The sequence below is a fragment of the Streptomyces sp. CNQ085 genome (assembly GCF_022614595.1).
GTDB lineage: Bacteria > Actinomycetota > Actinomycetes > Streptomycetales > Streptomycetaceae > Streptomyces.
Map to the genome: position 1 here is coordinate 1 of NZ_JAJFAU010000072.1, position 23,420 is coordinate 23,420.

Consider the following 23,420-nt stretch of genomic DNA (forward strand, 5'->3'; position numbering starts at 1 on the left):
GCTGGAGGCCGATCACGCCGCCGCCCGGCGGGCGGCGGCCGGCGCGCAGGACGCCCGCGCCGCCCTGGAGCGTGCCGTCCGCGAGCACGACGCCCGTCTCGCCGCCCGGCGGGAGGCCGAACGGCGCACGGCATCCCGCGTCTCCCGGCGCGAGGCGCTGCTGGGGGAGCGAACCGGGCTGGAGGAGCAGGTGGCCCGCGCCAGGGGCGACGCCCCCTCTGTCGCCCACCGGGCGGCCGAACTGGAGCGCCTGGCAGGGCTGCTGGCCGAAGCCGCCGGGACCGCGGCCGCCGCCGAGGCCGCCGCGACGCGGCTGAAGGAAGCCGACGCCCAGCTCGCGGACGCCGTCTGGCACGCCGGGTTCGACACCCCACGGGCCGCCGCGGCCGCCCGGCTCACCGGTGACGAGCAGCGTCTGCTGCAACGCCGCATCGACGACCGGCAGGCCGAGGAGGCGGCCGTCGCGGCGGAGCTGGCCGCCCCCGAACTGGCGGACCTCACACCGGCGGATCCCGAGGAGGCCGGTGCGGCCGGTACCGCCGAGGCCGCGGCGGCGTCGGCCGTGGCGCGGCTGAACGAGACCTCCGCCGCCCACGCCGGGGCCCGCACCCGCTGCGAGCAGCTCGACCGGCTCTCCGCCCGCGCCCTGGCCGACGCCCGGGAACTCGCCCCGCTGCGCGAGCGGTACGACCGCGTCGCCCGACTGGCGGCCCTCACCGCCGGCACGTCGGCGGAGAACGAGCACCGGATGCGGCTGGAGTCCTACGTGCTGGCAGCCCGGCTGGAACAGGTCGCCGCCGCGGCCGGCACCCGCCTGGCGCACATGTCCGCGGGCCGCTACACCCTCGTCCACTCCGACGCGCGCGCCTTCGGCCGCGGCCGGTCCGGGCTCGGCCTGCACGTGATCGACGCCTGGACGGGCAACGAGCGCGACACCGCCACGCTCTCCGGCGGCGAGTCCTTCTTCGCCTCCCTCGCCCTCGCCCTCGGCCTCGCCGACGTCGTCGCCGAGGAGGCGGGCGGACTGAGCCTGGACACCCTCTTCATCGACGAGGGGTTCGGCAGCCTGGACGACCAGACCCTCGACGAGGTGCTGGACGTCCTGGACTCCCTACGCGAACGCGACCGGAGCGTCGGCATTGTCAGCCACGTCGCCGATCTGCGCCGCCGCGTACCGGCGCAGCTGGAGGTGGTCAAGACCCGGTCCGGCTCCGCTGTCCGCCACCGGGTGCCGAAAACAGGGTGACAACCACCGTGGCGCGCCGGGAGGATCACGGGCCGTTGGTCGTCTGGCTCGTCACCGACGAGGCGGCCCGGATCACCGGCCAGGTCATCACCTCCGACGGTGGCTTCGGCCGCTGACGCCGGCGGGCCGCCGGGCACCGGGTCCACCGGTCCACCACGGCTTCCGCGAACCCGCCCCGTACGGCGGCGACGTGTCGGGAGGGTGGCAGCCGGGCGGCCGCTCCCGCGGGGCGCACGGTTGATGTCCGCGAGCCCCGCGGGGCTCCCTACGGAACTCCACGGCGCCATACGGAGCCGGCGGGTGCGGCTCAGAGCGCGGAGAGCTCCGCCACCAGGTCGTCCAGGCCCAGCGAGCCCAGTGACAGCGCGTCCATGTGCCACCTCCTGGCGTCGAAGGCGTCGCCGTGCGCCGTACGGGCGGCCTCCCGTCCCTTCAGCCAGGCGCGTTCGCCCAGCTTGTAGCCGATCGCCTGGCCCGGCATGCCCAGGTACCGCACCAGCTCGCTCTCGACGTGGTCGGCGGGCAGGCCGCTGTGCGCGCCGAAGAACTCCTGAGCCAGCCGCGGTGTCCATCGCTCGCCGGGGTGGAAGCGGGAGTGGGCCGGGATCTCCAGCCCCAGGTGCATGCCGATGTCCACGATGACCCGGATGGAGCGCATCATCTGCGCGTCCAGATAACCCAGCCGCAGTTCCGCGTCGTGCAGGAAGCCGAGTTCGTCCATCAGCCGCTCCGCGTACAGCGCCCAGCCCTCGGCGTTGGCGCTGACCATCCCCACCGACGTCTGGTAGCGCGAGAGCCGGTCGGCGACGTACGTCCACTGGGCGAGCTGGAGGTGGTGGCCGGGGACACCCTCGTGGTACCAGGTGGTGACCAGTTCGTACAGGGGGAAGCGGGTCCGCCCCATCGCCGGCAGCCAGGTGCGGCCCGGCCGGGAGAAGTCCAGCGACGGCTCGGTGTAGTACGGAGCGGCGGCGCTGCCCGGCGGGGCGATCATGGACTCCACCCGCCGGACCGGCCCGGCCAGGTCGAAATGCGTACCGTCCAGCTTCTCGATCGCCTCGTCCATCAGCTCCTGGAGCCACACCCGGGTCTCCTCCACGCCCTCGATCGCCCGGCCGTGCGTGTCGAGGCGACGCAGTGCCTTCCACGGTGTCGCGGCGCCGGGCAGGACCTTCTCGGCTTCCGAGCGCATCTCGGCGTGGATGCGGTGATACTCCTCCCAGCCGTAGGCGTACGCCTCCGCCAGGTCCAGGTCGGTGCCGTTCCAGTAGCGAGCCCACCGCCGGTACCGCTCGCGGCCCACGGTGTCCGGCGCGCCGTGGACGGCCGGGGCGTAGGTGTCGCGCAGCCAGTCGCGCAGGCCGGCCACCGCGCCGGCGGCAGCGGCGGCGCCCCTGTCCAGCTCGGCACGCAGGGAGTCGGGGCCACCGGCGGCGAAGGAGGCGAACCAGTCCGCGCCGCCGCCCTCGCCCAGCCACTGACCGAGCTGCCCGATCACGGTGTCCACCTGGCGCGGACCGGCCGGAAGCCCGCCGGCCAGGCCCTTGGCCAGGGAGGCCCGGTAGCCCTCCAGGGCAGTCGGCACGGCAGCCATCCGCCGGGCGACGGCCGCCCAGTCCTCTCCGGTCGCGGTCGGCATGAGCGTGAACACGCTGCGCACCGCGTGCACGGGGGAGTGGAGGTTGCTGACGGCGCGCAGTCCCTCGCCCGCCTCGTGTACGGCGAGTTCCGCGGTCAGGCGCTCACGCAGCAGGCGCGCACAGCGTCGCTCGGCGCCGCCGCCCCCGCCAGGCCGCCGCTCGGCCTCGGCGAGCCGCCCCAGGGCGGCGCGCCCCAGGGCGGCCTGGGCCTCCTGGCCGTCGGGAGAGAAGTCGGGCAGCTCCTCGGTGCCGCCGGGGAGACCGAGGTAGGTGCCGAGGACCGGGTCGAGTGCGACCAGGTCGTCGACATAGGCGTCGGCGATCCGGCGGGGCAGGAGCGCCATGCCTGGTGTGGTGCCGGACCGGAGCTCGGGCGAGGTGTTCTTGACATCGGACATGGGCCTCATCCTGGTACGGCGGCGCCCGCCGCGTCACGGGGGGACCCGCCGGGACCGGTCGCCGACGCCGCGGGACCGGGTCGGCCGCCGGGTCCGCCGCGGTCAGCCCGGCCGCTCGGGCGGTAGCACCGGGCCGCACGTCCACTGCTGGAAGATCAGCCGTGTCTCGACCCGGGCGACCTCCCGGCGCGAGGTGAACTCGTCCAGCACCAGCCGCTGCAGATCGGCGGTCCCGGCTACCGCGACATGGACGAGGTAGTCGTCGGGGCCGGTCAGGTGGAACAGCGCCCGCGATTCCGGCAGCGCTCGGACGCGTTCCACGAACGGTCCGATCAACTCTCTTCTGTGGGGCCGGACCTGGACCGAGAGAAAGGCTTCCAGAGGCCTTCCGAGCTTGGCCGGATCCAGTCGTAGCGCATGGCCGAGGATCACCCCGCCGCGGCGCAGTCGCGCCACTCGGTCCAGACAGGTCGAAGGGGCTACGCCGACGGCGGCGGCGAGATCACGGTAGGTGGTCCGGGCGTCGTTCTGCAGAAGGCGCAGAATCTCCAGATCGACCGGGTCTAGAACGACTGAGTCGGACATCCGCCGAACATAGCACGGCTGATCTCCACTGCGAGCCGGTAATTGTTCAGCATCGCAACATGACCCACCAGGACAGCATGGACACGACACCGCCGGCCGTCACCCGAACGCTGGCCACCGAGGCCGTGCACGCCGGACGCGAGGACCTCGCGGCCCTCGGCCTGCACGCCGCACCCCTGGACCTGTCCACCACCTACCCCTCCCACGACAGCCGGGCCGAGGCCGCCCGGCTGGACGAGTTCGCCGCCACCGGCGCCCAACTCCAGGGGCCGCCGGTCTACGCCCGGCTCGACAACCCCACCGTGGCACGCTTCGAGACGGCCCTGGCCCGGCTGGAGGGCGCCGAGGCGGGCGTCGCCTTCGCCAGCGGCATGGCGGCCCTGACCGCCGTGCTCCTGGTGCGCGCGGCCCAGGGGCTGCGGCACGTCGTCGCGGTCCGGCCGCTGTACGGCTGCAGCGACCACCTGCTCAACAGCGGGCTGCTGGGAACCGAGGTGACCTGGACCGACCCGGCGGGCATCGCCGACGCCGTACGCCCCGACACCGGCCTGGTGATGGTGGAGACACCGGCCAATCCCACTCTGGCCGAAATCGACCTGAAGGCCGTGGCGCACTCCTGCGGTTCCGTGCCGCTGCTGGTGGACAACACCTTCGCCACCCCCGTGCTGCAGCGGCCGGTCGAGCACGGCGCCCGCATCGTGCTGCACAGTGCCACCAAGTACCTGGGCGGCCACGGCGACGTGCTCGGCGGCGTCGTCGCCTGCGACGAGGAGACGGCCCGCGAGCTGAGGAAGGTGCGCTTCGCCACCGGCGGCGTGCTCCACCCGCTCGCCGGCTATCTGCTGCTGCGCGGCCTGTCCACGCTGCCGGTGCGGGTGCGGGCACAGTCGGCCACGGCCGCGGAGCTGGCCCGGCGCCTGGCGGACGACCCGCGGATCGACCGGGTGCACTACCCGAGGCTGGGCGGCGCCATGGTCTCCTTCGAGGTGAAGGGGGAGCCGCACGAGGTGATCGGGGGAGTGCGGCTGATCACCCCGGCGGTCAGCCTCGGCAGCGTGGACACCCTCATCCAGCACCCCGGGTCCATCAGCCACCGCATCGTCCGCGAGGACGACCGCCGCACCGGAGGGATCGGCGAGAGGCTGCTGCGGATGTCGGTCGGCCTGGAGGACGTCGAGGACCTGTGGAACGACCTCGACGCGGCGCTCGGTTCCGCCCGGAGGGCCGGGAGCGGGGCCAACCGCCGCGCCGGAAGCGCCGAAGTGGGTGCCGCGGGTGTCAGCGCGGTCCCGTCTCGGCGGCTGCCGGAACCGGGACGAGCCGGGCGGTGATCACCAACGTGCCCTCCTCGACCTGGTAGTCCAGCGGCAGCCCCAGGCCCCGCATGGCCGCCACCATGCCGGTGTTGTGCGACTGCGTCACGGCGTAGACACTCTCGCACCGCGCCTCGGCGGCCATCGCCACCAGGCGGCGCAGCAGTTCGGCGCCGATGCCGCGGCGCTGCCAGACGTCCTCGACGAGGAGGGCCACCTCCGTCTCGTCGCCGTCCCACATCAGATGGCCGAGCGCCACCAGCTTCCCCGACGCCGTCTCGGCCGCCAGGGTGCGGCCGAAACGCGGGCTGAGCAGGTGGTCCAGATAGCGGTCGGCGTCCCTGACCGGGCCGTGGTAGCGCGCGGCCAGGGTACGCGCCGAGCAGCGCCGGTGCATCGCGCGCGCGGCCTCCAGATCACACGTGTCCGCCCGCCGCACGGTGATCTCGTTCCCCTCCGGGAGCGTGAGCGTCTCGCGGCGGCGCGGCATCCGGCCCGCCGGCCTCTCGGCGGGGCCCGGCTCCGCCGCTCCGGCCGCATGGGAGGTCGGCTGGGCGTCCAGCCGGGCGTCCAGCTCCACCAGGGCGCGGGCCCGGGCGAACTCGGTGGGGGTGAAGGGCAGGTGGGGGCGCTCCACGACGATCGTCCCGCCGCGCGGATCGCGCATCCGGATCATCGCCCCCTCCAGCACGCCGTCCTCGGGGACCTCCTCCCCGAGCGGCTCCCCGTCGAGCTTTTCGCCCGCCGTCCGGGAGGGCACCGAGCGGATGGTGCAGCGGCCGAGCAACTGGCGCAGCGCGAGCGGGAGCTCGGCGCTGTCCAGTGCGGTGCGGGTGGCCAGGCCCAGCACCCGGGTGGGGGTGTCCACCAGATCGTGGGCGTCGGCCCGCTCCAGCCAGGTGTCCCGCCCGCCCGCCGCGGCCGCCGCCCGGCTCAGCTCGGCGGCCTCCAGTGCGCGGGGCGCCCTGAGCAGGAACTCGTCCACCGTCACCTCGCCCAGCGGATGTGTCTGGAGGCCGATGACGTCCACCCGCAGCTCCGCCAGAACGGTGCACAGCGCGGCGAGCGACCCGGGCTCCTCCCGCACGGTGGTGCGCAGCCGCCACAGCACCGGCGGCTCCTGCGAGGCGGTCGCCGAACCCGCGGGGGCCGCCGAACCCGCGGGGGCCGTACGGGCCTCGCCCGCCGGGCCGCCGCCGGGATCCGGCGGGTGGTGCCGCCGCCGCGCCCACCAGGTGTGGATCCCGGCCGTAGCCAGCAGGGCGGCGGCCGACAGGACCAGCAGCACGGGTCCGTCGGGCCCGTGTGCCACCGTCTTGGCGATGCTGTCGGCCACGGTCACGGCCGTGAACAGCGCCGCCAGCTCGACGAGGTCGTGCCGCCAGTGGTGCGGGCCGGAGGCCGTGCGACGGTTGGCGCGCCGAGCGGTGCGGCGGTCTGCGCGGTGTGCGGAGGAATCGGTCATGCGGCCACTCTCGCCGACGGGTGTTGCGCGATCACGAACGGTCTGTGACCGATGGGTTAAGGGCCTTCTGGGAATCATGCCCTTTTTGCGGGTTATGTTCCCGCCGGGTGCTCCGTCACGTGCGGGAGGCCGCGGGGAGCGCTGGAGAGCCGCCGCGGCACCGCTGCGCACCGCCGGGCGTACAGCCGCTGGAAGAGCAAGACGCGCGACCCGGCGACCCGCGCCCACCACACCTCGGGGCGGCTGAAGGCCCGCACCTCCAGCCAGACCGCCCCGTCGTCGTCCGGCTCAACGACGAACGCCTCCTCGCCGCGCTCCGGGACGCCCCGGCAGCGTCCCGCGGCCGAAGCCCGCTCGCCGTCCGCACCACCCGGCACGGCGCGTGGATCATCAGTCCTCCGGTGCCCGGGCCCATCACCGCGCGCCCCCCGGGCTCGGCGCGGGGAGAGGCGGTGGTCATCTCCACACCCATGGCCCGGTGCATCCGCCAGGTCAGTTAGGGCCCTCCCCCGCGGACCGGAAGACCTCCCGGCCCGTGCCGGGGCGGGTGCGCACCCGCAGCCGCCCGAAGCCCGGCGGGTGACCGGACAGGTCGCCCTCGCGGGTGGCGCCCGCCCCGGTGTGCGTCAGGCCGGCCGCGGGGTCGTCCGTGCGCTCGTCGTCGGTGTCCATGGGCACAGCGCACTGCGCCGCGCTCATGGGCGCCCGGTCGTCTACTGCCCCACCAGGCCGGGGCGCAGCACCTTGGTGAACAGCACCGCACCGCCCTCCTCGCGCAGCCGAACCGTCAGTTCGCCGCTGCCGCCGTCGATGTCCACCTGGCCGTAGAACTGGTAACCCTCGCTCGGTGGAACGTTGCCGCGCTCCGGCGCCTTGACGAAGACCCGCTCAGGACCGAACGTGCCGTCCAGCGCGCTCGCCGGGAAGGCTCCGGCGTTCAGCGGCCCGGTGACGAACTCCCAGAACGGCGCGAAGCCCTTGAACGACGCCCGCACCGGGTCGTAGTTCTGGGCCGAGGTGTGGTGCACGTCCGCGGTCAGCCACACCGTGCCGGTGATCCGCCGGTCGCGGACGAAACGCAGCAGCTCGGCGATCTGCAGCTCGCGCCCCAGAGGCGCACCCGGGTCGCCCTGCGCGACCGCCTCGACGTCCGCGCCGTCGGAGACGACCAGCCCCAGCGGCATGTCCGAGGCGATCACCTTCCACACCGCACGTGAGCGCGCCAGCTCCCGCTTGAGCCAAGCCAGTTGCTCCGTGCCCAGCACGCCCTGCGGGTCACGGGGCTGGAGGCCGGAGGAGTTGGCGTTCCGGTACGTGCGCATGTCCAGCACGAACACGTCCAGCAGCGGACCGTGGCGCACCACCCGGTAGATCCGCCCCTCGCGGTCGCGGCGGGGGGCGGAGAGGGGGAAGTACTCGCCGAACGCCCGCCGAGCCCGGGCCGCCAGCACGTCCACCCGCCGCTCGGTGTAGCGGGCGTCGGCGAGGATCTCGCCGGGGTACCAGTTGTTGACCACCTCGTGGTCGTCCCACTGCACGATCGAGGGTACCTGCGCGTTGAAGCGCCGCAGCGACTCGGCCATGAGGTTGTAGCGGAAGTTGCCCCGGTACTCGTCGAGGGTCTCGGCGACCTTCGCCTTCTCCTCGGTGACCACGTTGCGCCAGGTGCCGCCGCCGGGCAGCGCCACGGTCTCGGTCAGCGGTCCGTCGGCATAGACGGTGTCGCCGCTGAAGAGGAAGAAGTCCGGGTCCAGCCGGGCCATCTCGTCGAAGACCGGATAGCCGCCGCGGTCGGGGTTGATGCCCCAGCCCTGTCCGGCCAGGTCGCCCGACCACACGAAGCGCACTCCGTCCCGGCGCCGCGCGGGAGCGGTGCGGAAGGTGCCCCGCACCGGCTCGCCGGTGCGGCGGGGGTCCTCGGGGTCGGCCAGCACCACCCGGTAGTGGATCTGTCGGCCCGGCGGCAGCCCGTGCAGCGCGGTCGTCCCGGTGAAGTCCGTGTCCGGCCCGAGGAGGGGGCCGTACCAGCGGCGCGGGTTGCGGAAGGACTCCGTGGCGGAGGTCTCCACCAGCATCCGGGCCGGGCGGTCCGAGCGTACCCAGACCAGCCCGGACGTGGCCGTCACATCCCCGGTCTGTACTCCCCAGCCGGCCCGCGGCCGCCCCGACAGCGCCAGCGCGGGCGCGGCCTGCCCCAGCGCGGCGGCCGGCAGGGACAGCGCCGCCGAGGCCGCCAGCGTGCCGCGCAGAACCGACCGCCGTGCGGGTGCGGCCCGCTCCGGTGAGTCCTGGTGTGCCATGGGCGAACAACCTCCTGAGTATCGGATGGATCGGGTCGTACGGCCGGTCATGGTGGCCTCGTGAGGCGAACGGCGGGGAACCGGACCGGCGCGCGTGGACCCGTTCCGGGTGAACGCGGCGGTATCCGGCCCCGGTACCTGACCGCCCCTCACCGGTGCGGGCCCCGCGGAGCCCGCACCGGCGCGTCTCCACAGCCCGCCGCTCACCCGCAGCACGGCCCCGGTGGTGTAGGACGCCTCCGGGGACATCAGCCAGGCGACCGCGCCCGCGACCTCCTCCGGCTCCCCGGGAAGGCCCATCGGGGTCACCTCGGCCTTGCGCCAGGGCTGTCTCCTCGGCCGCCTCGTGCGAGTGCTGGTAGCCGACCGCGACGTGGTGTCCGGACCGCGCCAGCCGCCGGGCGACCGCCGCCCCGATACCGCGGCTGCCGCCGGTGACGACCGTTACCCGCTGCTTCATGCCCGCCCTCGCTCTCAGTCGCCTTCTTCTCGGTTCCCTGCCGGTTCCCCGTCGTCCACGCGGCCGCTTCCCGCCGGCCGCGGCCTTCCCGGCCCGGCACGCCAGCGGGCCGGATTGGTCTTGACCAAATGGACCGCCGCTCCTTAGAGTCGGCATACGCAACAACCTTTAAAAAAGAAGCGCGCATAAATCCCGGCGGGATACGGCGGCTGCGGAGGCAAGGGTGGGGACCATGCGACTGGAGACGATGCCGGAACCGAAGTACCGGCACCTCAAGACCGTGTTGTCGGAGGCGCTCGACTCGGAGTTCGCGGTGGGGGAGATCCTGCCGAACGAGAGGGAGCTGGCCGCGCGCTTCGGTGTCGCCCGCGCCACGCTGCGCCAGGCCCTGGAGCAACTGGAGCTGGAAGGGCGCCTCCAGCGCCGCCGCGGGGTCGGTACCACCGTCGCCCCGCCGCGTGTCGGCGTCGACGTGAACCCCGCCCGGCACGGCTGGCCCGGCGCCCCGGGCGACGCCTGGCAGACCGAGGACTGCCAGGAGACCGTACCGCCCGCCACGGTGGCCAGGACGCTTGGAACGGACGCGGGCCAGGGGGTATACGCCGTCCACCGTGTCCGTATGGCGCACGGTCAGGCAGTCGCCACCGAGACGCTGTACGTACCGGCCGCATCGGTGCCCGGGCTGCCCGGTATCGGGACCGAGACGGGAGCCGCCTGGGGCCGCGCCGTCCTCCGCGAGCTCAACCGCCTCGAACCGGGCGGTCAGGAGCGGGCGGTGGAACTGGGCTCCGCCCGGGCGGAGGACGCCAGGCGACTCGACCGGCTTCCCGGCGCGCCCGTCCTCGTCGTCACCACCGGCTACCTCGCCGGGGGCGGCACCGCCGCGGTCGCGCTCTCCACCTACCGGGCCGACACCTGTCGTCTCACCTTCGGCGACTTCGCGGGCGTCTCGCTGCTGGCGAGCTGAACCGCGCGTCGTCTTCCCGGCGGCGACGGCACGTCAGCGGACAACAGCGCGTCAGCGGGCCACGGTGCCCTCCACGGTGAACAGTTCCTTCTCGATGTGGTCGAGGGCCAGCCGCAGCGCACCGGTCGCGATGGCCTCCCCGCCGAGCAGGGACAGCCCGACCCGCGGCGGACGGAGGCAGTAGCGCTCCAGCTCGCGGCGGAGCGGGTCCAGCACCCCGTCCAGACCGGTGGCCCAGCCGCCCACCACCACCAGCTCCGGATCCAGGGCCAGCACCAGCGCGGCCACATCGTGCACCAGGCGCCGTATGAAACGCTCGACGGCCTGCCGCGCCCGCTCGTCACCCTCGCGCGCCAGCGCGAAGACCTGTGCCACCGCCGCCTCGTCCAACGGGTGCAGGGGCTCGCCGGTGGTGGACAGCAGGTGCTCGGGGGTGGCCTCCCGCCCCAGCAGGTGCAGGGCGCCGATCTCCCCGGCCGCGCCGCCGAAACCCCGGTGCAGCCGGCCGCCGATCAGCGAGCCGGCGCCCGGGCTCAGCCCGGCCAGGACGAACACCGTGTCGTCGACCCCGGTGGCCGCGCCCTTCCAGTGCTCGGCCAGCGCGGCGGCGTTGGCGTCGTTCTCCACCAGCACCGGGCAGCGGAACGACCGCCGCAGCCGCTCGCCCAGCGGCAGGCCGGTCCAGCCCGGCAGCGCCGTGCACAGCCGCACCATGCCGTCGGCCTCCACGATCCCCGGACTGCCCACGCCCACCGCGCGCAGGGTGCTGCGCGGCACCTCGCAGGTGCGCAGCAGTTCGGCGACCACCGCACGTACCCCCTCCAGCCGCTCGTCGGCCGTGGCCTGTTCGGAGACCGCGCGCCCGACCGTGCCCAGCCGCCGTCCGCGCAGGTCGGAGAGGACGGCGGCCACCCGGTGCGGGCCGATCTCGATGCCGAGCAGATGACCGGCTTCGGCCCGGAAGCGGTAGCGGCGCGCGGGCCGCCCCTGCCGTCGGACGTCACCGGCTCCGAGGGCGGCCTCGGCCGCCAGGCCGGCCTCCACCAGCTGTTCCATCACCCCCTCGACCGTCGGCCGGGACAGCTCCGCGGCCTGGGCCAGATCGGACAGCGTCGGTGGGCCGTCGGCGGCGCGCAGCGCGCGCAGGACGACGGCGGAGTTGATCCTGCGCAACAGGGAGGGATCCCTGCCGGTGAGCCGCCCCAACGTCCGCCTCCTGGGAAGTGCGCATGTGTGGCCGGATCGTATCCGGTGAGCGAGCGGGGGGCGAGAGCCGGGGGAGACGCCCCGGGAGGGCGGGTGCGGCCGACCATCAGGACGGGCCGTCTAGCGCGGCGGCGCGCAGCCGGCCGTACTCCTGTGCCATCGTCTCCAGCGTCCAGTGGGCGTTGAGCCCACTGGGGTTGGGCAGCACCCACACCCGGGTGCCGCCGATCGCCGCCCCCTGAGGGCCTGTCCGGGCCTTCCGGTCCCCGAAGGCGGCCCGGTAGGCGGTCACACCGACCACCGCGAGCCACTCGGGACGCAGCCGCGCCACCTTCTCGGCCAGCACGCGCCCGCCCGCGCGGTACTCCTCGGGCGTCAGCTCGTCGGCACGGGCGGTGGGCCGGGGCGAGATGTTGGTGATGCCCAGGCCGTACGACAGCAGCTCGCGCTGCTCCGAGGGCTTCAGCCGCCGGGGGGTGAAGCCGGAGGCGTGCAGCACCGGCCAGAAGCGATTGCCCGGATGGGCGAAGTGGTGGCCCAGCCGGGCGGTCGTCAGACCGGGGTTGATACCGCAGAACAGCACGTGCAGCCCCTCGGCGACCACGTCCGGAACGGTGCGGGCGCGCAACGCCTCCATGTCGTCCCCGGTCATCCCCGTGCCGGACGTCTGTTCGCGGGGAGTCCGGCCGGACGCGGTCCTCCTGGTCATGGCCCTCCCTGGCAGTTCTTCGGGGGCTCTCCTTCCCGGAAGGACCCCAGGCAGTCGGGGAGACGGTCAGAGGATCGCGCCCGGGACGTAGGAGGCGGCTTCCGGGTGGTGCGCCGCGACCTTCTCGATCCGGGTCACCACCGAGGCGACCTGGTCGGCGGCCGCACCGGTGAAGGACAGCCGGTCGGCCAGCAGGGCGTCCAGCCGCTCCCGGTCCAGCGGGATGCGCTCGTCGTCGGCCAGCCGGTCCAGCAGCTCGTTGCGTTCGGCCCCCTCGCGCAGCGCCAGCGCCGAGGCCACCGCGTGTTCCTTGATGGCCTCGTGGGCCGTCTCCCGGCCGACTCCGGCCCGCACCGCGCCCATCAGCACCTTGGTGGTGGCCAGGAACGGCAGATAGCGGTCCAGCTCGCGGGCGACGACCGCGGGGAACGCGCCGAACTCGTCCAGGACCGTCAGGAAGGTCTCCAGCAGGCCGTCGAGGGCGAAGAAGGCGTCCGGCAACGCGACGCGGCGCACCACCGAGCAGGAGACGTCCCCCTCGTTCCACTGGTCGCCCGCGAGCTCGCCGACCATCGAGGCGTAGCCGCGCAGGATGACGGCGAAACCGCCCACGCGCTCGCAGGAGCGGGTGTTCATCTTGTGCGGCATCGCCGAGGAGCCGACCTGACCCGGCTTGAAGCCCTCGGTCACCAGCTCGTGCCCGGCCATCAGCCGGATGGTCTTGGCCAGGGAGGAGGGCGCCGCGGCCAGCTGGACCAGCGCGGTCACCACCTCGTAGTCCAGCGAGCGCGGATAGACCTGGCCGACGGAGGTGAAGGTGTGGCCGAAGCCGAGGTGGGCGGCGATCCGCTCCTCCAGCTCGGCCAGCCTGCTCCCGTCCCCGCCCAGCAGGTCCAGCATGTCCTGGGAGGTGCCCACCGGCCCCTTGACGCCGCGCAGCGGGTAGCGAGCCAGCAGCTCCTCCAGCCGCGCGTACGCCACCAGCAGTTCGTCGGCGGCGGTCGCGAAGCGCTTGCCCAGCGTCGTGGCCTGCGCGGCGACGTTGTGCGAGCGCCCCGCCATCACCAGCTCGGAGTGCTCGGCCGCGATCCGGCCCAGCCGCACCAGCGCGGCCACCGTGCGGTCGCGCACCAGCTCCAGCGACAGCCGGACCTGGAGCTGCTCGACGTTCTCGGTCAGATCCCGGGAGGTCATGCCCTTGTGCACGTGCTCGTGCCCGGCCAGCGCGTTGAACTCCTCGATCCGCGCCTTCACGTCGTGGCGCGTGACCCTCTCCCGCTCGGCGATCGAGGCGAGATCGACGTCCTCGAGTCCCCGCTCGTAGTCGGCCAGGGCCTGCTCCGGCACCTCGACGCCCAGGTCCTTCTGGGCCCGCAGCACGGCGAGCCACAGCCGTCGCTCCAGTACCACCTTGTGCTCGGGGGACCACAGTCGGGCCAGCTCCGCGGAGGCGTAGCGGCCGGCCAGGACGTTCGGGATGCGCGGCTTGTCAGTCACACCCGGGGATTCTACGGGGTGTCGTCGCAGGCCAGCGGCGCCAGGTCGGGGGCGGAGCACCGGCCCCGGTCCACGGCCGGGTCCAGCGGCGCCAGACCGGGCCGCTTGGGTGTCAGCCCGTCCCCCGAGGAGCGCCCGGTCAGCCGCCGGCCGACCCACGGGAGCAGATGGCGGCGGGTGAAGCGCAGGTCGGCGACGCGGCGCGCGTACCAGCCGGGCAGGACGGCGGGCGGCAGGGCCGCGTGCCAGTTGGCCCCGGCCTCATGCCCCAGCCGTTGCCAGACGGCCTCGGCCACCCGCCGGTGCCCCTCGGCGGCCAGATGCAGCCGGTCGTCGGCCCACATCCGCGGGTCGCCCAGCGCGTCACAGCCGTACAGGTCCACCACCAGGGCGCCGTACCGCTCGGCGAGACCGTCGATGAAGTCGAAGAGGTGCTCCATACGTGCCCGGTAACGCTCCAGCACAGGCCCGCGCCGCCCGGGGCTGCGCATCAGCACCAGATGGCGGCAGCCGGGCGCTAGCTTGGCGACCGACTCCTCCAGCAGGCCGCACACCCGGCCCATGTCGCACTTCGGGCGCAGTACGTCGTTGAGGCCGCCGACCAGTGTCACGAGATCCGCGTTCATGGCGGCGGCCACGTCCACCTGCTCCTCGGCGATCTGCTGGATCAGCTTGCCGCGCACCGCCAGGTTGGCGTAGCGGAAGCCGTCGGCGCGCGCGGCGAGACGGGCGGCGAGGAGGTCCGCCCAGCCGCGGTAGCTGCCGTCCGGCAGCAGGTCCGACATACCCTCGGTGAAGGAGTCCCCCAGGGCGACGAAGCTGGTGATGGCGGGCGGGGCGGGCGAGTCAGTTGCACTGTCCATGGCGCGACACATGGTAATCGACCGCTCGGTACGTACCTTCTCGTGGTACAGCCCCTCTCGCGGCACGCCCCGCCCGCCGTCGTCAGCGGCCCACCAGCTCGCGCAGCACGTCCTCCATGGTGACCAGCCCGACCGCACGCCCGTCCGAGCCGATCACCGCCGCCAGGTGGGTGGCGCTGCCGCGCATCGCTCCCAGTACGTCGTCCAGCGGTGTCGTCGCCCGAACCCGGGCGATCGGCCGCAGCGCCGGGACGGGGAACGGAGCGTCACGGTGCACGGCGTCGAGCGCGTCCTTGACGTGCAGATAGCCCAGCGCCCTGCCCCGGCCGTCCACCACGGGGAAGCGGGAGAACCCACTGCGCGCGGAGAGCTGCTCCAGCCCCTCGGGGGTGACGCCGAGCGGGGCGAAGACGACGTGGTCGGTGGGCCGCACGACCTCCTCGACCGGGCGGCGGCCCAGCTCCAGCGCGTCACGCAGCCGCTCCGTCGCCCGCTCGTCCAGCAGCCCGGCCTCGCTGGAGTCGGCCACCAGACGGGCCAGCTCGTCGTCGGAGTAGGTCGCCGAGACCTCGTCCTTGGGATCCACCCGCAGCAGCTTCAGCAGGCCGTTGGCCAGGGTGTTGATGCCGAAGATCACCGGCCGCAGGGCCCGGGTGAGGCCGACCAGCGGCGGTCCCAGCAGCAGGGCAGCGCGCTCGGGCGCCGCCAACGCGATGTTCTTCGGGACCATCTCGCCGAGCAGCATGTGCAGATACGTCGCCACCGCCAGCGCGATCACGAAGGCGATCGGATGGATCAGGCCCTCCGGCACACCCGCGAGGTGGAACACCGGTTCCAGCAGATGCGCGATCGCGGGCTCGGCGACCACGCCCAGCACCAGCGTGCACAGGGTGATGCCCAGCTGGGCGGTGGCCATCAGGGCCGAGACGTGCTCCAGGCCCCACACCACACCGCGCGCCCGTTTCTCACCGCGCTCGGCCAGCGGTTCGACCTGACTGCGGCGCACCGAGATCATCGCGAACTCCGCCCCCACGAAGAAGGCGTTGGCGACCAGGGTCAGCAGGCCGATCAGCAGTTGGACGGCGGTCATCGGCCGGCCTCCCCGCTCCGGGCGCCGACCCGGACGCCGCCGTGGTCCTCCCCGCCACCGGGTTCGGGCGGAGCGGTCAGCCGTACCCCGGCGGCCCGCCGTCCGGTGGCGTCCACGACCTCCAGTCGCCATCCGGCGACCTCCAGGACGTCGCCCACGACCGGAATACGGCCCAGCTCGGTGGCGATCAGCCCGGCCAGGGTCTCGTAGGGGCCGTCGGGGGCACGCAGGCCGATCTCCTCCAGCCGGTCGGTGCGGGCCGCGCCGTCCGCGTCGTAGACGGTACGGCCCTCCTCGTCCGTGCCCGCCGGAACCAGATCGGGGGTCTGGAGCGGGTCGTGCTCGTCGCGGACCTCGCCCACGACCTCCTCGATGATGTCCTCCAGCGTGACGACCCCGGCGGTGCCGCCGTACTCGTCGATCACCACCGCCATGCTGTTCCTCCCCTGCCTGCCCGACAGCCGGTCCAGCAGCCGGTCCACGGTGAGCGACTCCGGCACCAGCAACGGTTCGCGCAGCAGCCCGGTGACCGGGCAGCCGGTACGGCGGCCGGCGGGAACGGCGATCACGTCCTTGACGTGCGCGACGCCGACGACGGTGTCGAGGTTGCCGCGGTAGACGGGGAAGCGGGACAGGCCCGTCGCCCGAGCGGCGTTGACCACGTCCTCCGCGGTGGTGTGCTCCTCCAGCGCGGTGACCTGGACACGCGGCGTCATCACGCTCTGCGCGGTCAGCTCGGAGAGCCGGATGGTGCGGACGAACAGTTCGGCGGTGTCCGCCTCCAGGGCGCCCTCCTTCGCCGAGTGGCGCGCGAGCGCGACCAGTTCCTGCGGGGAGCGGGCCGAGGCCAGCTCCTCGGTGGGTTCAAGGCCGAGCCGGTGGAGGACTCGGTTGGCGGTGTTGTTCAGATGAGTGATCAGGGGCCGGAAAGCGGCGCTGAAGCCACGCTGCAGGGCGCCGACCCGGCGGGCGACCGGCAGCGGCCGGGAGATCGCCCAGTTCTTCGGTACCAGTTCGCCGACGACCATCAGCACCACCGTGGACAGCACGGTACCCGCCACCAGCGCCACCGAGGACGCCGCCGAGGCGGGCAGTCCGGCCGCCCGCAGCGGGCCGGCCAGCAGCCGCGCGGTCGAGGGCTCGGAGAGCATGCCGATGATCAGGCCGGTCACGGTGATGCCGAGCTGGGCGCCGGAGAGCTGGAAGGTGAGGGACCGCACCGCCTTCAGCGCGCTGTCGGCGCCCGGCTCGCCGCGCTCGACGGCCCGTTCCAGATCTCCGCGCTCGACGGTGGTGAGCGAGAACTCCGCCGCGACGAACACGGCACAGGCGAGGGTCAGCAGCAGTGCCAGGAACAGGAGGAGCACTTCGGTCACCGGGTCACCTCCGTCCCCTGGTCCGGCGGGACGGAGAGAGCTGCTCGACGGCCGGGTCCGCGGCCGGTGCCACTGCCGGCTCTGCTGCCGGCACTACTGGGAGGCTCGCCCATGGGCGGACGCTCACACACCTTTCTCTGGGATGTCGCTACGGAGCGCGCGCCGTGGGGACGGCGGCCGCGGTACACGGCACGAACGCGCGATGGGCAGTCCATCGTATGCGAGCCACCAAACCCTCCCCGGGAGTCACCGGTGAAGCCGCCGGGCCGCGCCCGTCAGCCCGGTGGGGCAAGGTGGGTCGGGGGGTCAGTACTGCCGTACGGGGTCGAACCGCTTCATCCTTTCCAGGACCGCCTCGGCGGTGGGCTGCGGCATCTCGTCGACGATCCGCCCGTCGGCCAGGAAGAGCACTCGGTCGGCGTGGGCCGCGGCGCCCGGGTCGTGGGTCACCATCACCACCGTCTGCCCCAGGTCGTCGACCGCCCGGCGCAGGAAGTCCAGCAGTTCCAGCCCGGAGCGCGAGTCGAGGTTCCCGGTCGGCTCGTCGGCGAAGACCAGCCTCGGGCGGGAGGCCAGTGCGCGGGCGCACGCCACCCGCTGCTGCTGGCCGCCGGAGAGCTGGGCGGGCCGGTGGCCGATACGGTCCCGCAACCGGAGTGTGTCGATCACCGTGTCCAGCCACCGTCGGTCCGGCCCGCGGCCGCCGATGTCCATGGGCAGCGTGATGTTCTCCAGAGCCGTCAGGGTGGGCAGCAGGTTGAAGGACTGGAACACGAAGCCGATCTCTTCCCGCCGCAGCCGTGTCAGCTCCGCGTCTCCCAGCCCGGTGATATCGGTGCCGCCGACCCATACCCTCCCCCCGGTGACGGTGTCCAGCCCGGCCAGGCAGTACATCAGCGTCGACTTGCCCGAGCCGGAGGGGCCCATCACCGCGGTGAACCGGCCTCCGGCGATGTCGATGTCCACCGAGTCCAGCGCCACCACGGCCGTCTCGCCACTGCCGTAGGTCTTGGTCAGCGCTCGGGCCCGGGCGGCGGGCCGCCCCGCCTCCGGCATCTCGCTCGCCTTCTCCGCGTCAGTGGACACCGCGCCTCCCGCCTCGGACGGACGGCTCCTCCCAGGAGCCGGGACTGACAGGTCCGTACCCGGTGCGGTGCCATCCATCCACGAGGCGGTGCGGGACCGCCCCGGCACCCCCGCCGTTCGCCGCCTCCGCTGGTCTCCGCCGTTCGCCGTTCGGCGGTCCCGGCCGCCTCAGGGCCGCCGCGCACTGCCCAGGACGTGCGCCGACACCGGCGTCGGCAGCCCCTTCTCCGGCACCCGCAGCCGCCGCGGGGACATCTCGGTGAAGCCCGCCGTCCCGATCGCGGCCACGGTGTCGCGCGCGGTGTGACAGCCGCCGAACAGGCGCGGCCACACGGTGCGGTCCAGCGTCCGCCGGAGGAGGGCCATGGCGGCGCCGTCGGCCCGGACGTGCTCGTAGAAGCACAGCTGGCCGCAGCACCCGGTGGATCTCGGTCAGGGCTCGGTCGGGCTCGCGCACCGAGGCATCAGCGACACCACGGCCGCGTCGACTCCCCCGCTGTCCAGCGGGAGATCCTCCGCCCCGCCGGGGACCACCCGGACGGGGACGGCGGCGCGCGCCGCGGCGTCCCGCGCCGCCCGCCGCAGCAGCGGCTCCGGCTTCACCGCCTCGCGCACGGCGGCCGGGTAGCGGCCGAAGTTCAGGCCGCTGCCCGCCCCGACCTCGACCACCCGGCCGGACAGCCCCGTCAGCGGATCGGCGCGGTGTGCGCCGATCCCGGCCCGCTCGTCCACCGCCGGGGCGAGGCGGGCGTAGCAGCGCGCGAAGACGGGGTGGCGCACGGTGCCTCGTGTCGGTCGCGGGCCTGCGGTGAGGAGCCATGAGAGTCCTCCGGAAGGTGCGGTCACCTCGGCGCGGTCTCCCATTCTCCTCCCGCGAGCCCGGCGCCGTCCTTCCAGGAGCCGCCCAGCCGCGGGGAGAGCCATCCCGCCGCACGCCTGCGGAACACCGGCGGCTCCAGTGAGCCCGAACCCTGCGGCAGCAGCCCCGCCAGCGGCGCGCCCGCCGCCACCGGGAGGTCCGCCAGATTGCAGCGGGCCGCGAGATCGGGCTCACGCGGCCAGCTGCCGACCACCACCCCGGCGCACTCCAGGTCCCGGGAGCGCAGCGCCTCGGCCGTCAGCGCCGTCGCGTTCAGGGTGCCCAGCCCGGCCGCGGCGACCACCAGCACCGGGGCGTCCAGCAGCCGCGCGGCGTCGGCGAGGGTCGCCCCCTGGTCGTCGAAGCGCACCAGCAGCCCGCCCGCGCCCTCGACCAGCACCAGGTCGTGCTCCTTCTCCAGCGCCCGCGCCGTCTCCGCCACAGCCTCGGGACGTACCCGGGGCAGGCGGGCGCGCCGCGCCGCCGTCTCGGGGGCCAGTGGTTCGGGGTAGCGGGCCAGTTCCACGGCGGTCACGTCCGCGCCCGCCAGGCGCCGTACCTCGGCCGCGTCCCCCGGCTCGCCTTCGGCCACCCCGGTCTGCGCGGGTTTGAGCACGGCCACCGAGCGGCCCGCCGCCACCGCCGCGGCGGCCAGCGCCGCAGTGGCCACGGTCTTGCCGACCTCCGTGCCCGTCCCGGTGACGACCAGCACCGACATCTCGCGCCTCTCCTCGTTCCTCCGTACGCCGGGACGATCCCGGCCCGTTCCCGCCCCGGCCTGTTCGGTCTTCTCAGCCCGCTCGCGCCGCCGCGCACACCGCGTCCGCGATCCGCGCCACGTCCTCGTCGCCGGTGACGTAAGGGGGCATCGTGTACACCAGGTCGCGGAACGGCCGCAGCCACACGCCCGCGCGTACCGCCGCCTCGGTGGCCGCCGCCACGTCCACCTCGTGGTCGAGCTGGACCACCCCGATCGCCCCCAGCACACGCACGTCCCGCACCCCCGTCAGCGCGGCGGCTCCGGCGAGACCGTCGCGCAGCCCGGCCTCGATCCGCCTCACCTCGCCCGCCCAGTCCTGGGCGAGCAGCAGATCCAGGGAGGCCCCCGCGACCGCCGCCGCCAGCGGGTTGCCCATGAAGGTGGGGCCGTGGGCCAGCACCGGCACCTCACCGCGCGAGATGCCCTCCGCCACCCGCGTGGTGCACAAAGCCGCGGCCATCGTCAGGTAACCGCCGGTCAGAGCCTTGCCCACGCACATCACATCGGGGACCACCCCCGCGTGACCGGCCGCGAACAGGGAGCCGGTGCGGCCGAAGCCGGTGGCGATCTCGTCGAACACCAGCAGCACGCCGTGCTCGTCGCAGACCTCGCGCAGCACCCGTGGATAGGCGGGGGAGTGGAAGCGCATCCCGCCCGCGCCCTGCACCACGGGCTCCACGATCACCGCGGCCAGCTCACCGGCGTGGGAGGCGACCACCTCCCTCAGGTGCGCCTCGTAGGCCGGGTCGGGGCCGGCGTCGAAGCCGCCCGGCGGGGCGTCCGCGAAGACCTGCTCGGGCAGCGTCCCGGACCAAAGGTGGTGCATGCCGCCCTCGGGGTCGCACACCGACATCGGCTGCCAGGTGTCCCCGTGATAGCCGCCGCGCCAGGTCAGCAACCGCCGCTTGTCCGGCCGCCCCAGCGAGCGCCAGTACTGCAGGCACATCTTGACGGCGACCTCGACCGACACCGAACCGGAGTCGGCGAGGAAGACGTGCTCCAGCCCCTCGGGGGTGATGTCCACCAGCCGCTTGGCCAGCCGCACGGCGGGCTCGTGGGTGAGCCCGCCGAACATCACATGGCTCATCCGCTCCAGCTGGGCGCCCGCCGCGTCGTTGAGCACCGGGTGGTTGTAGCCGTGGATGGCCGACCACCAAGACGACATCCCGTCGACCAGCTCTACGTTGCCCCAGGCCGGCCGCGCCAGCCGCAGCCGGACCCCGGAGGCGGAGGAGACGACCAGCGGCTCGGAGCGGCCGGGCATCGGACCGTAGGGGTGCCAGACGTGGCGGCGGTCGAGCTCGGCCAGCTCCTCGGGCGGGATGCCGGATGCGGGTGCGGGTGCGGGGAGGGGGAGCGGGGCCTTGGCGTCAGGCATTGGGCGGCAGCTCCGTGCCCGCGCCCCGTCGCCGTACCGCCACCAGATCGGTGCGGGCCCGTCCGGGGTCCGCCGCGGCGGCCGCGCCTCCGGCGACCTCCGCCTCCCCGGCCGCGTCCGGGGCCGGTCCGTCCGTGTCGGCCGCATCGCTCCCGCCGTCCCCGGCGCCGCCGCAGGGCCCGCAGCCCCCGCCGGACGCGGCGAGCGCGTCGGCCCGGTGTTCCGGCAGCGTCCGCTCCCCGGCATCCTCCACCTCGAAACCGGCGTCGGCGATCATCTCCAGGTCGGCCCTGCCCGCCTGGCCCTCGCTGGTGAGGTAGTCGCCCAGGAAGACGGAGTTGGCCAGATGCAGGGCCAGCGGCTGCATCGACCGCAGGTGCACCTCGCGTCCGCCCGCCAGCCGGACCTCCACATCGGGGCAGACGAAGCGGACCATCGCCAGGATGCGCAGGCAGCGCTGCGGCGTGAGGTTCCACTCCTTCGCCAGCGGGGTCCCCTCGAAGGGGATGAGGAAGTTCACCGGCACCGAGTCCGGGTCCAGTTCGCGCAGTGAGAAGACCACGTCCACCAGATCCTCGTCCGACTCGCCCATGCCCGCGATCAGCCCCGAGCAGGCCGACAGCCCGGCCGCCTGCGCCTGCTGGACCGTCTCCACGCGGTCGGCGTAGGTGTGGGTGGTGGTGATCTCCCCGTAGGTCGCCTCGGAGGTGTTGAGGTTGTGGTTGTAGGCGTCCGCGCCAGCCTCGCGCAGCCGCTCGGCCTGGCCGCCGGAGAGCAGGCCGAGGCAGGCGCACACCTCCACGCCCTCGTTCTGCTCCTTGATGGCGGCGATGGTCTTCGAGACCCGGTCCACGTCCCGGTCCGTGGGACCGCGCCCGCTGGCCACCAGACACACCCGTTTGGCGCCCCCGGCCACGCCCGCGCCGGCCGCCGCCGCGGCCTCATGGGGCCCCAGCCAGGTGTACTTGAGGATGTCGGCCTTCGACCCCAGCCGCTGCGAGCAGTACGAGCAGTCCTCCGGGCACAGCCCGGACTTCAGGTTGACCAGGTAGTTGAGCTTCACCCGCCGACCGAACCACTGGCGCCGCACCCTCCCGGCCGCGGTCACCACATCGAGTAGTTCGTCGTCGGAGGTGGCCAGTACGGCCAGCGCCTCGTCACGCGTGGGCAGCTCGCGCCGCAGCCCCTTGTCCACCAGCGTCTTCAGCAGGTCCATGGCGTTGATCCTCGCCTACGCGCCCGCCCGCGGCCAAGGACGAACCCCCACAACCGGGCGTGCGGAAGGTGTGTGTACCGCCACACCCTGTACAGGTCTGTCCGCCGCTACCTTTGGGCGGAACCGACAGAAGGCGAGGACGGCCCGCCATGCCGCAGGAGCACCGCAGTACCCCGGACCCGTTCGACTGGATCGACGAGCACGCCGAACTGCGCCGCCGCGCGGGCCTGGTGCGCTCCCTGCGCCCCCGGCCCGCCGGCTCGGGGCCGCTCGACCTCGCCGGCAACGACTACCTGGGCCTGGCCCGTCACCCGGAGGTCGTCGCCGCCGCCTCGGCCGCCGCCCGCCGCTGGGGCGCGGGCGCCACCGGCTCCCGCCTGGTCACCGGCACCACCGAACTGCACACCGAACTGGAGGCGGAGCTCGCCGGCTTCTGCGGCTTCGAGGCCGCCCTGGTGTTCTCCTCCGGCTACGCGGCCAACCTCGCCGCGGTCACTGCCCTGACCGGCCGGGGCACGCTGGTGGTCTCCGACGCCGCCAACCACGCATCCCTGATCGACGGCTGCCGGCTGTCCCGGGCGGAGACCGCGGTCGTCCCGCACTCCGACCCCGGGGCCGTGGGCAAGGCGCTCGGCGGCTTCCCCGGCCGGGCCGTGGCCGTCACCGACACCGTCTTCTCCGTCGACGGCGACGCCGCGCCGCTGGCCGAGCTGGCCGTCGTCTGCCGCGGTCACGGGGCCGCGCTGCTGGCGGACGACGCGCACGGCCTGGGCGTCCTGGGCGACGGCGGCCGGGGCGCCCTCCACGCGGCGGGACTGGCGGGGGTCCCGGACGTGGTGGCCACCGCCACGCTGTCGAAGTCGCTCGGCAGCCAGGGCGGTGCCGTTCTCGGCCCGGCCCGGGTGATCGACCACCTGGTCAACACCGCCCGCACCTTCGTCTTCGACACCGGCCTGGCCCCGGCCGCCGCCGGCGCCGCGCTCGCCGCGCTGCGGCTGCTGCGGGC

The 23,420-nt window shown here is 74.2% G+C and carries 20 protein-coding genes and 4 pseudogenes; 4 read left to right on the forward strand and 20 right to left on the reverse strand.

Going from position 1 to position 23,420, the window contains the following annotated elements:
* On the forward strand, positions 1–1,246 hold a 1,246-nt coding region (locus LJ221_RS13785; protein ID WP_302852003.1), incomplete at its 5' end, for an SbcC/MukB-like Walker B domain-containing protein.
* Between the two features lie 307 nt (positions 1,247–1,553).
* Here the strand turns inward: LJ221_RS13785 and LJ221_RS13790 are convergent.
* A complete protein-coding gene (locus LJ221_RS13790) occupies positions 1,554–3,230 on the reverse strand; it encodes a DUF885 domain-containing protein (RefSeq protein ID WP_241716839.1) in 1,677 nt (558 codons plus the stop codon).
* A gap of 156 nt (positions 3,231–3,386) precedes the next feature.
* Positions 3,387–3,869 carry an Lrp/AsnC family transcriptional regulator gene (locus LJ221_RS13795; protein WP_241716807.1) on the reverse strand — a complete coding sequence of 161 codons (483 nt, stop codon included), beginning with the start codon at positions 3,867–3,869 and terminating at the stop codon, positions 3,387–3,389.
* A gap of 59 nt (positions 3,870–3,928) precedes the next feature.
* Here LJ221_RS13795 and LJ221_RS13800 point away from each other — a divergent pair, with 59 nt between their 5' ends.
* Entirely contained in the window at positions 3,929–5,200 is a 1,272-nt protein-coding gene (locus tag LJ221_RS13800) for a PLP-dependent aspartate aminotransferase family protein (protein WP_241716809.1), read from the forward strand.
* Here LJ221_RS13800 and LJ221_RS13805 read toward each other — a convergent pair.
* The 7 genes and pseudogenes from LJ221_RS13805 to LJ221_RS23725 form a co-directional block, all read right to left on the reverse strand.
* Positions 5,148–6,647: a GNAT family N-acetyltransferase gene (locus tag LJ221_RS13805; protein WP_241716811.1), complete on the reverse strand. Its 1,500-nt coding sequence runs from the start codon at positions 6,645–6,647 to the stop codon at positions 5,148–5,150. The genes LJ221_RS13800 and LJ221_RS13805 overlap by 53 nt on opposite strands.
* 92 nt (positions 6,648–6,739) lie before the next feature.
* Positions 6,740–7,024 carry a DUF1990 family protein gene (locus LJ221_RS23720; RefSeq protein ID WP_241716813.1) on the reverse strand — a complete coding sequence of 95 codons (285 nt, stop codon included), beginning with the start codon at positions 7,022–7,024 and terminating at the stop codon, positions 6,740–6,742.
* A gap of 35 nt (positions 7,025–7,059) precedes the next feature.
* Positions 7,060–7,131: pseudogene (locus LJ221_RS23965) on the reverse strand (DUF1990 domain-containing protein); the annotation flags it as partial.
* An 8-nt stretch (positions 7,132–7,139) separates the two neighbouring features.
* Positions 7,140–7,319: a hypothetical protein gene (locus LJ221_RS13815; RefSeq protein ID WP_241716814.1), complete on the reverse strand. Its 180-nt coding sequence runs from the start codon at positions 7,317–7,319 to the stop codon at positions 7,140–7,142.
* Between the two features lie 41 nt (positions 7,320–7,360).
* The gene (locus LJ221_RS13820) at positions 7,361–8,947 is read right to left on the reverse strand and encodes an alkaline phosphatase (RefSeq protein WP_241716816.1); all 1,587 of its coding nucleotides are present in this window, start codon (positions 8,945–8,947) and stop codon (positions 7,361–7,363) included.
* A gap of 204 nt (positions 8,948–9,151) precedes the next feature.
* Positions 9,152–9,256 (reverse strand): annotated as a pseudogene (locus tag LJ221_RS13825) (SDR family oxidoreductase); the annotation flags it as partial.
* 73 nt (positions 9,257–9,329) lie between these two features.
* A pseudogene (locus tag LJ221_RS23725) lies at positions 9,330–9,563 on the reverse strand (hypothetical protein); the annotation flags it as partial.
* A gap of 67 nt (positions 9,564–9,630) precedes the next feature.
* Between LJ221_RS23725 and LJ221_RS13835 the strand changes: the two are divergent.
* Positions 9,631–10,374 (forward strand): GntR family transcriptional regulator, encoded by a 744-nt coding sequence (locus LJ221_RS13835; protein ID WP_241716818.1) that lies wholly within the window; start codon positions 9,631–9,633, stop codon positions 10,372–10,374.
* Positions 10,375–10,425: 51 nt separating this feature from the next.
* Here the strand turns inward: LJ221_RS13835 and LJ221_RS13840 are convergent, their stop codons facing one another.
* The 11 genes and pseudogenes from LJ221_RS13840 to bioB form a co-directional block, all read right to left on the reverse strand.
* Entirely contained in the window at positions 10,426–11,580 is a 1,155-nt protein-coding gene (locus LJ221_RS13840) for an ROK family protein (RefSeq protein ID WP_241716820.1), read from the reverse strand.
* 106 nt (positions 11,581–11,686) lie between these two features.
* Entirely contained in the window at positions 11,687–12,232 is a 546-nt protein-coding gene (mug, locus tag LJ221_RS13845) for a G/U mismatch-specific DNA glycosylase (RefSeq protein ID WP_241716841.1), read from the reverse strand.
* Positions 12,233–12,355: 123 nt separating this feature from the next.
* A complete protein-coding gene (purB, locus tag LJ221_RS13850; RefSeq protein WP_241716822.1) occupies positions 12,356–13,786 on the reverse strand; it encodes an adenylosuccinate lyase in 1,431 nt (476 codons plus the stop codon).
* 11 nt (positions 13,787–13,797) lie between these two features.
* A complete protein-coding gene (locus LJ221_RS13855; protein ID WP_241716824.1) occupies positions 13,798–14,649 on the reverse strand; it encodes an SGNH/GDSL hydrolase family protein in 852 nt (283 codons plus the stop codon).
* Between the two features lie 82 nt (positions 14,650–14,731).
* Positions 14,732–15,739: a hemolysin family protein gene (locus LJ221_RS13860; protein WP_241716826.1), complete on the reverse strand. Its 1,008-nt coding sequence runs from the start codon at positions 15,737–15,739 to the stop codon at positions 14,732–14,734.
* On the reverse strand, positions 15,736–17,115 hold the full coding sequence (locus LJ221_RS13865; protein WP_241716828.1) for a hemolysin family protein: 1,380 nt from the start codon (positions 17,113–17,115) through the stop codon (positions 15,736–15,738). Before LJ221_RS13865 ends, LJ221_RS13860 begins: the two co-directional genes overlap by 4 nt.
* A 306-nt stretch (positions 17,116–17,421) precedes the next feature.
* Entirely contained in the window at positions 17,422–18,201 is a 780-nt protein-coding gene (locus tag LJ221_RS13870) for an ABC transporter ATP-binding protein (protein ID WP_241716830.1), read from the reverse strand.
* Positions 18,202–18,369: 168 nt separating this feature from the next.
* Positions 18,370–19,065 (reverse strand): annotated as a pseudogene (locus LJ221_RS13875) (class I SAM-dependent methyltransferase).
* Complete coding sequence (gene bioD / locus LJ221_RS13880; RefSeq protein WP_241716831.1) at positions 19,044–19,778, reverse strand: dethiobiotin synthase; 735 nt, start codon at positions 19,776–19,778, stop codon at positions 19,044–19,046. The pseudogene LJ221_RS13875 and the gene bioD overlap by 22 nt, the downstream one beginning before the upstream one ends.
* A gap of 73 nt (positions 19,779–19,851) precedes the next feature.
* Positions 19,852–21,198 carry an adenosylmethionine--8-amino-7-oxononanoate transaminase gene (locus tag LJ221_RS13885; protein WP_241716833.1) on the reverse strand — a complete coding sequence of 449 codons (1,347 nt, stop codon included), beginning with the start codon at positions 21,196–21,198 and terminating at the stop codon, positions 19,852–19,854.
* Entirely contained in the window at positions 21,191–22,414 is a 1,224-nt protein-coding gene (bioB, locus tag LJ221_RS13890; protein ID WP_241716835.1) for a biotin synthase BioB, read from the reverse strand. Before bioB ends, LJ221_RS13885 begins: the two co-directional genes overlap by 8 nt.
* A 149-nt stretch (positions 22,415–22,563) precedes the next feature.
* On the opposite strand from bioB, the gene LJ221_RS13895 reads away from it, so the two are divergent.
* Positions 22,564–23,420 (forward strand): 8-amino-7-oxononanoate synthase (locus LJ221_RS13895; RefSeq protein WP_241716837.1); only part of this gene is annotated, 857 nt, incomplete at its 3' end.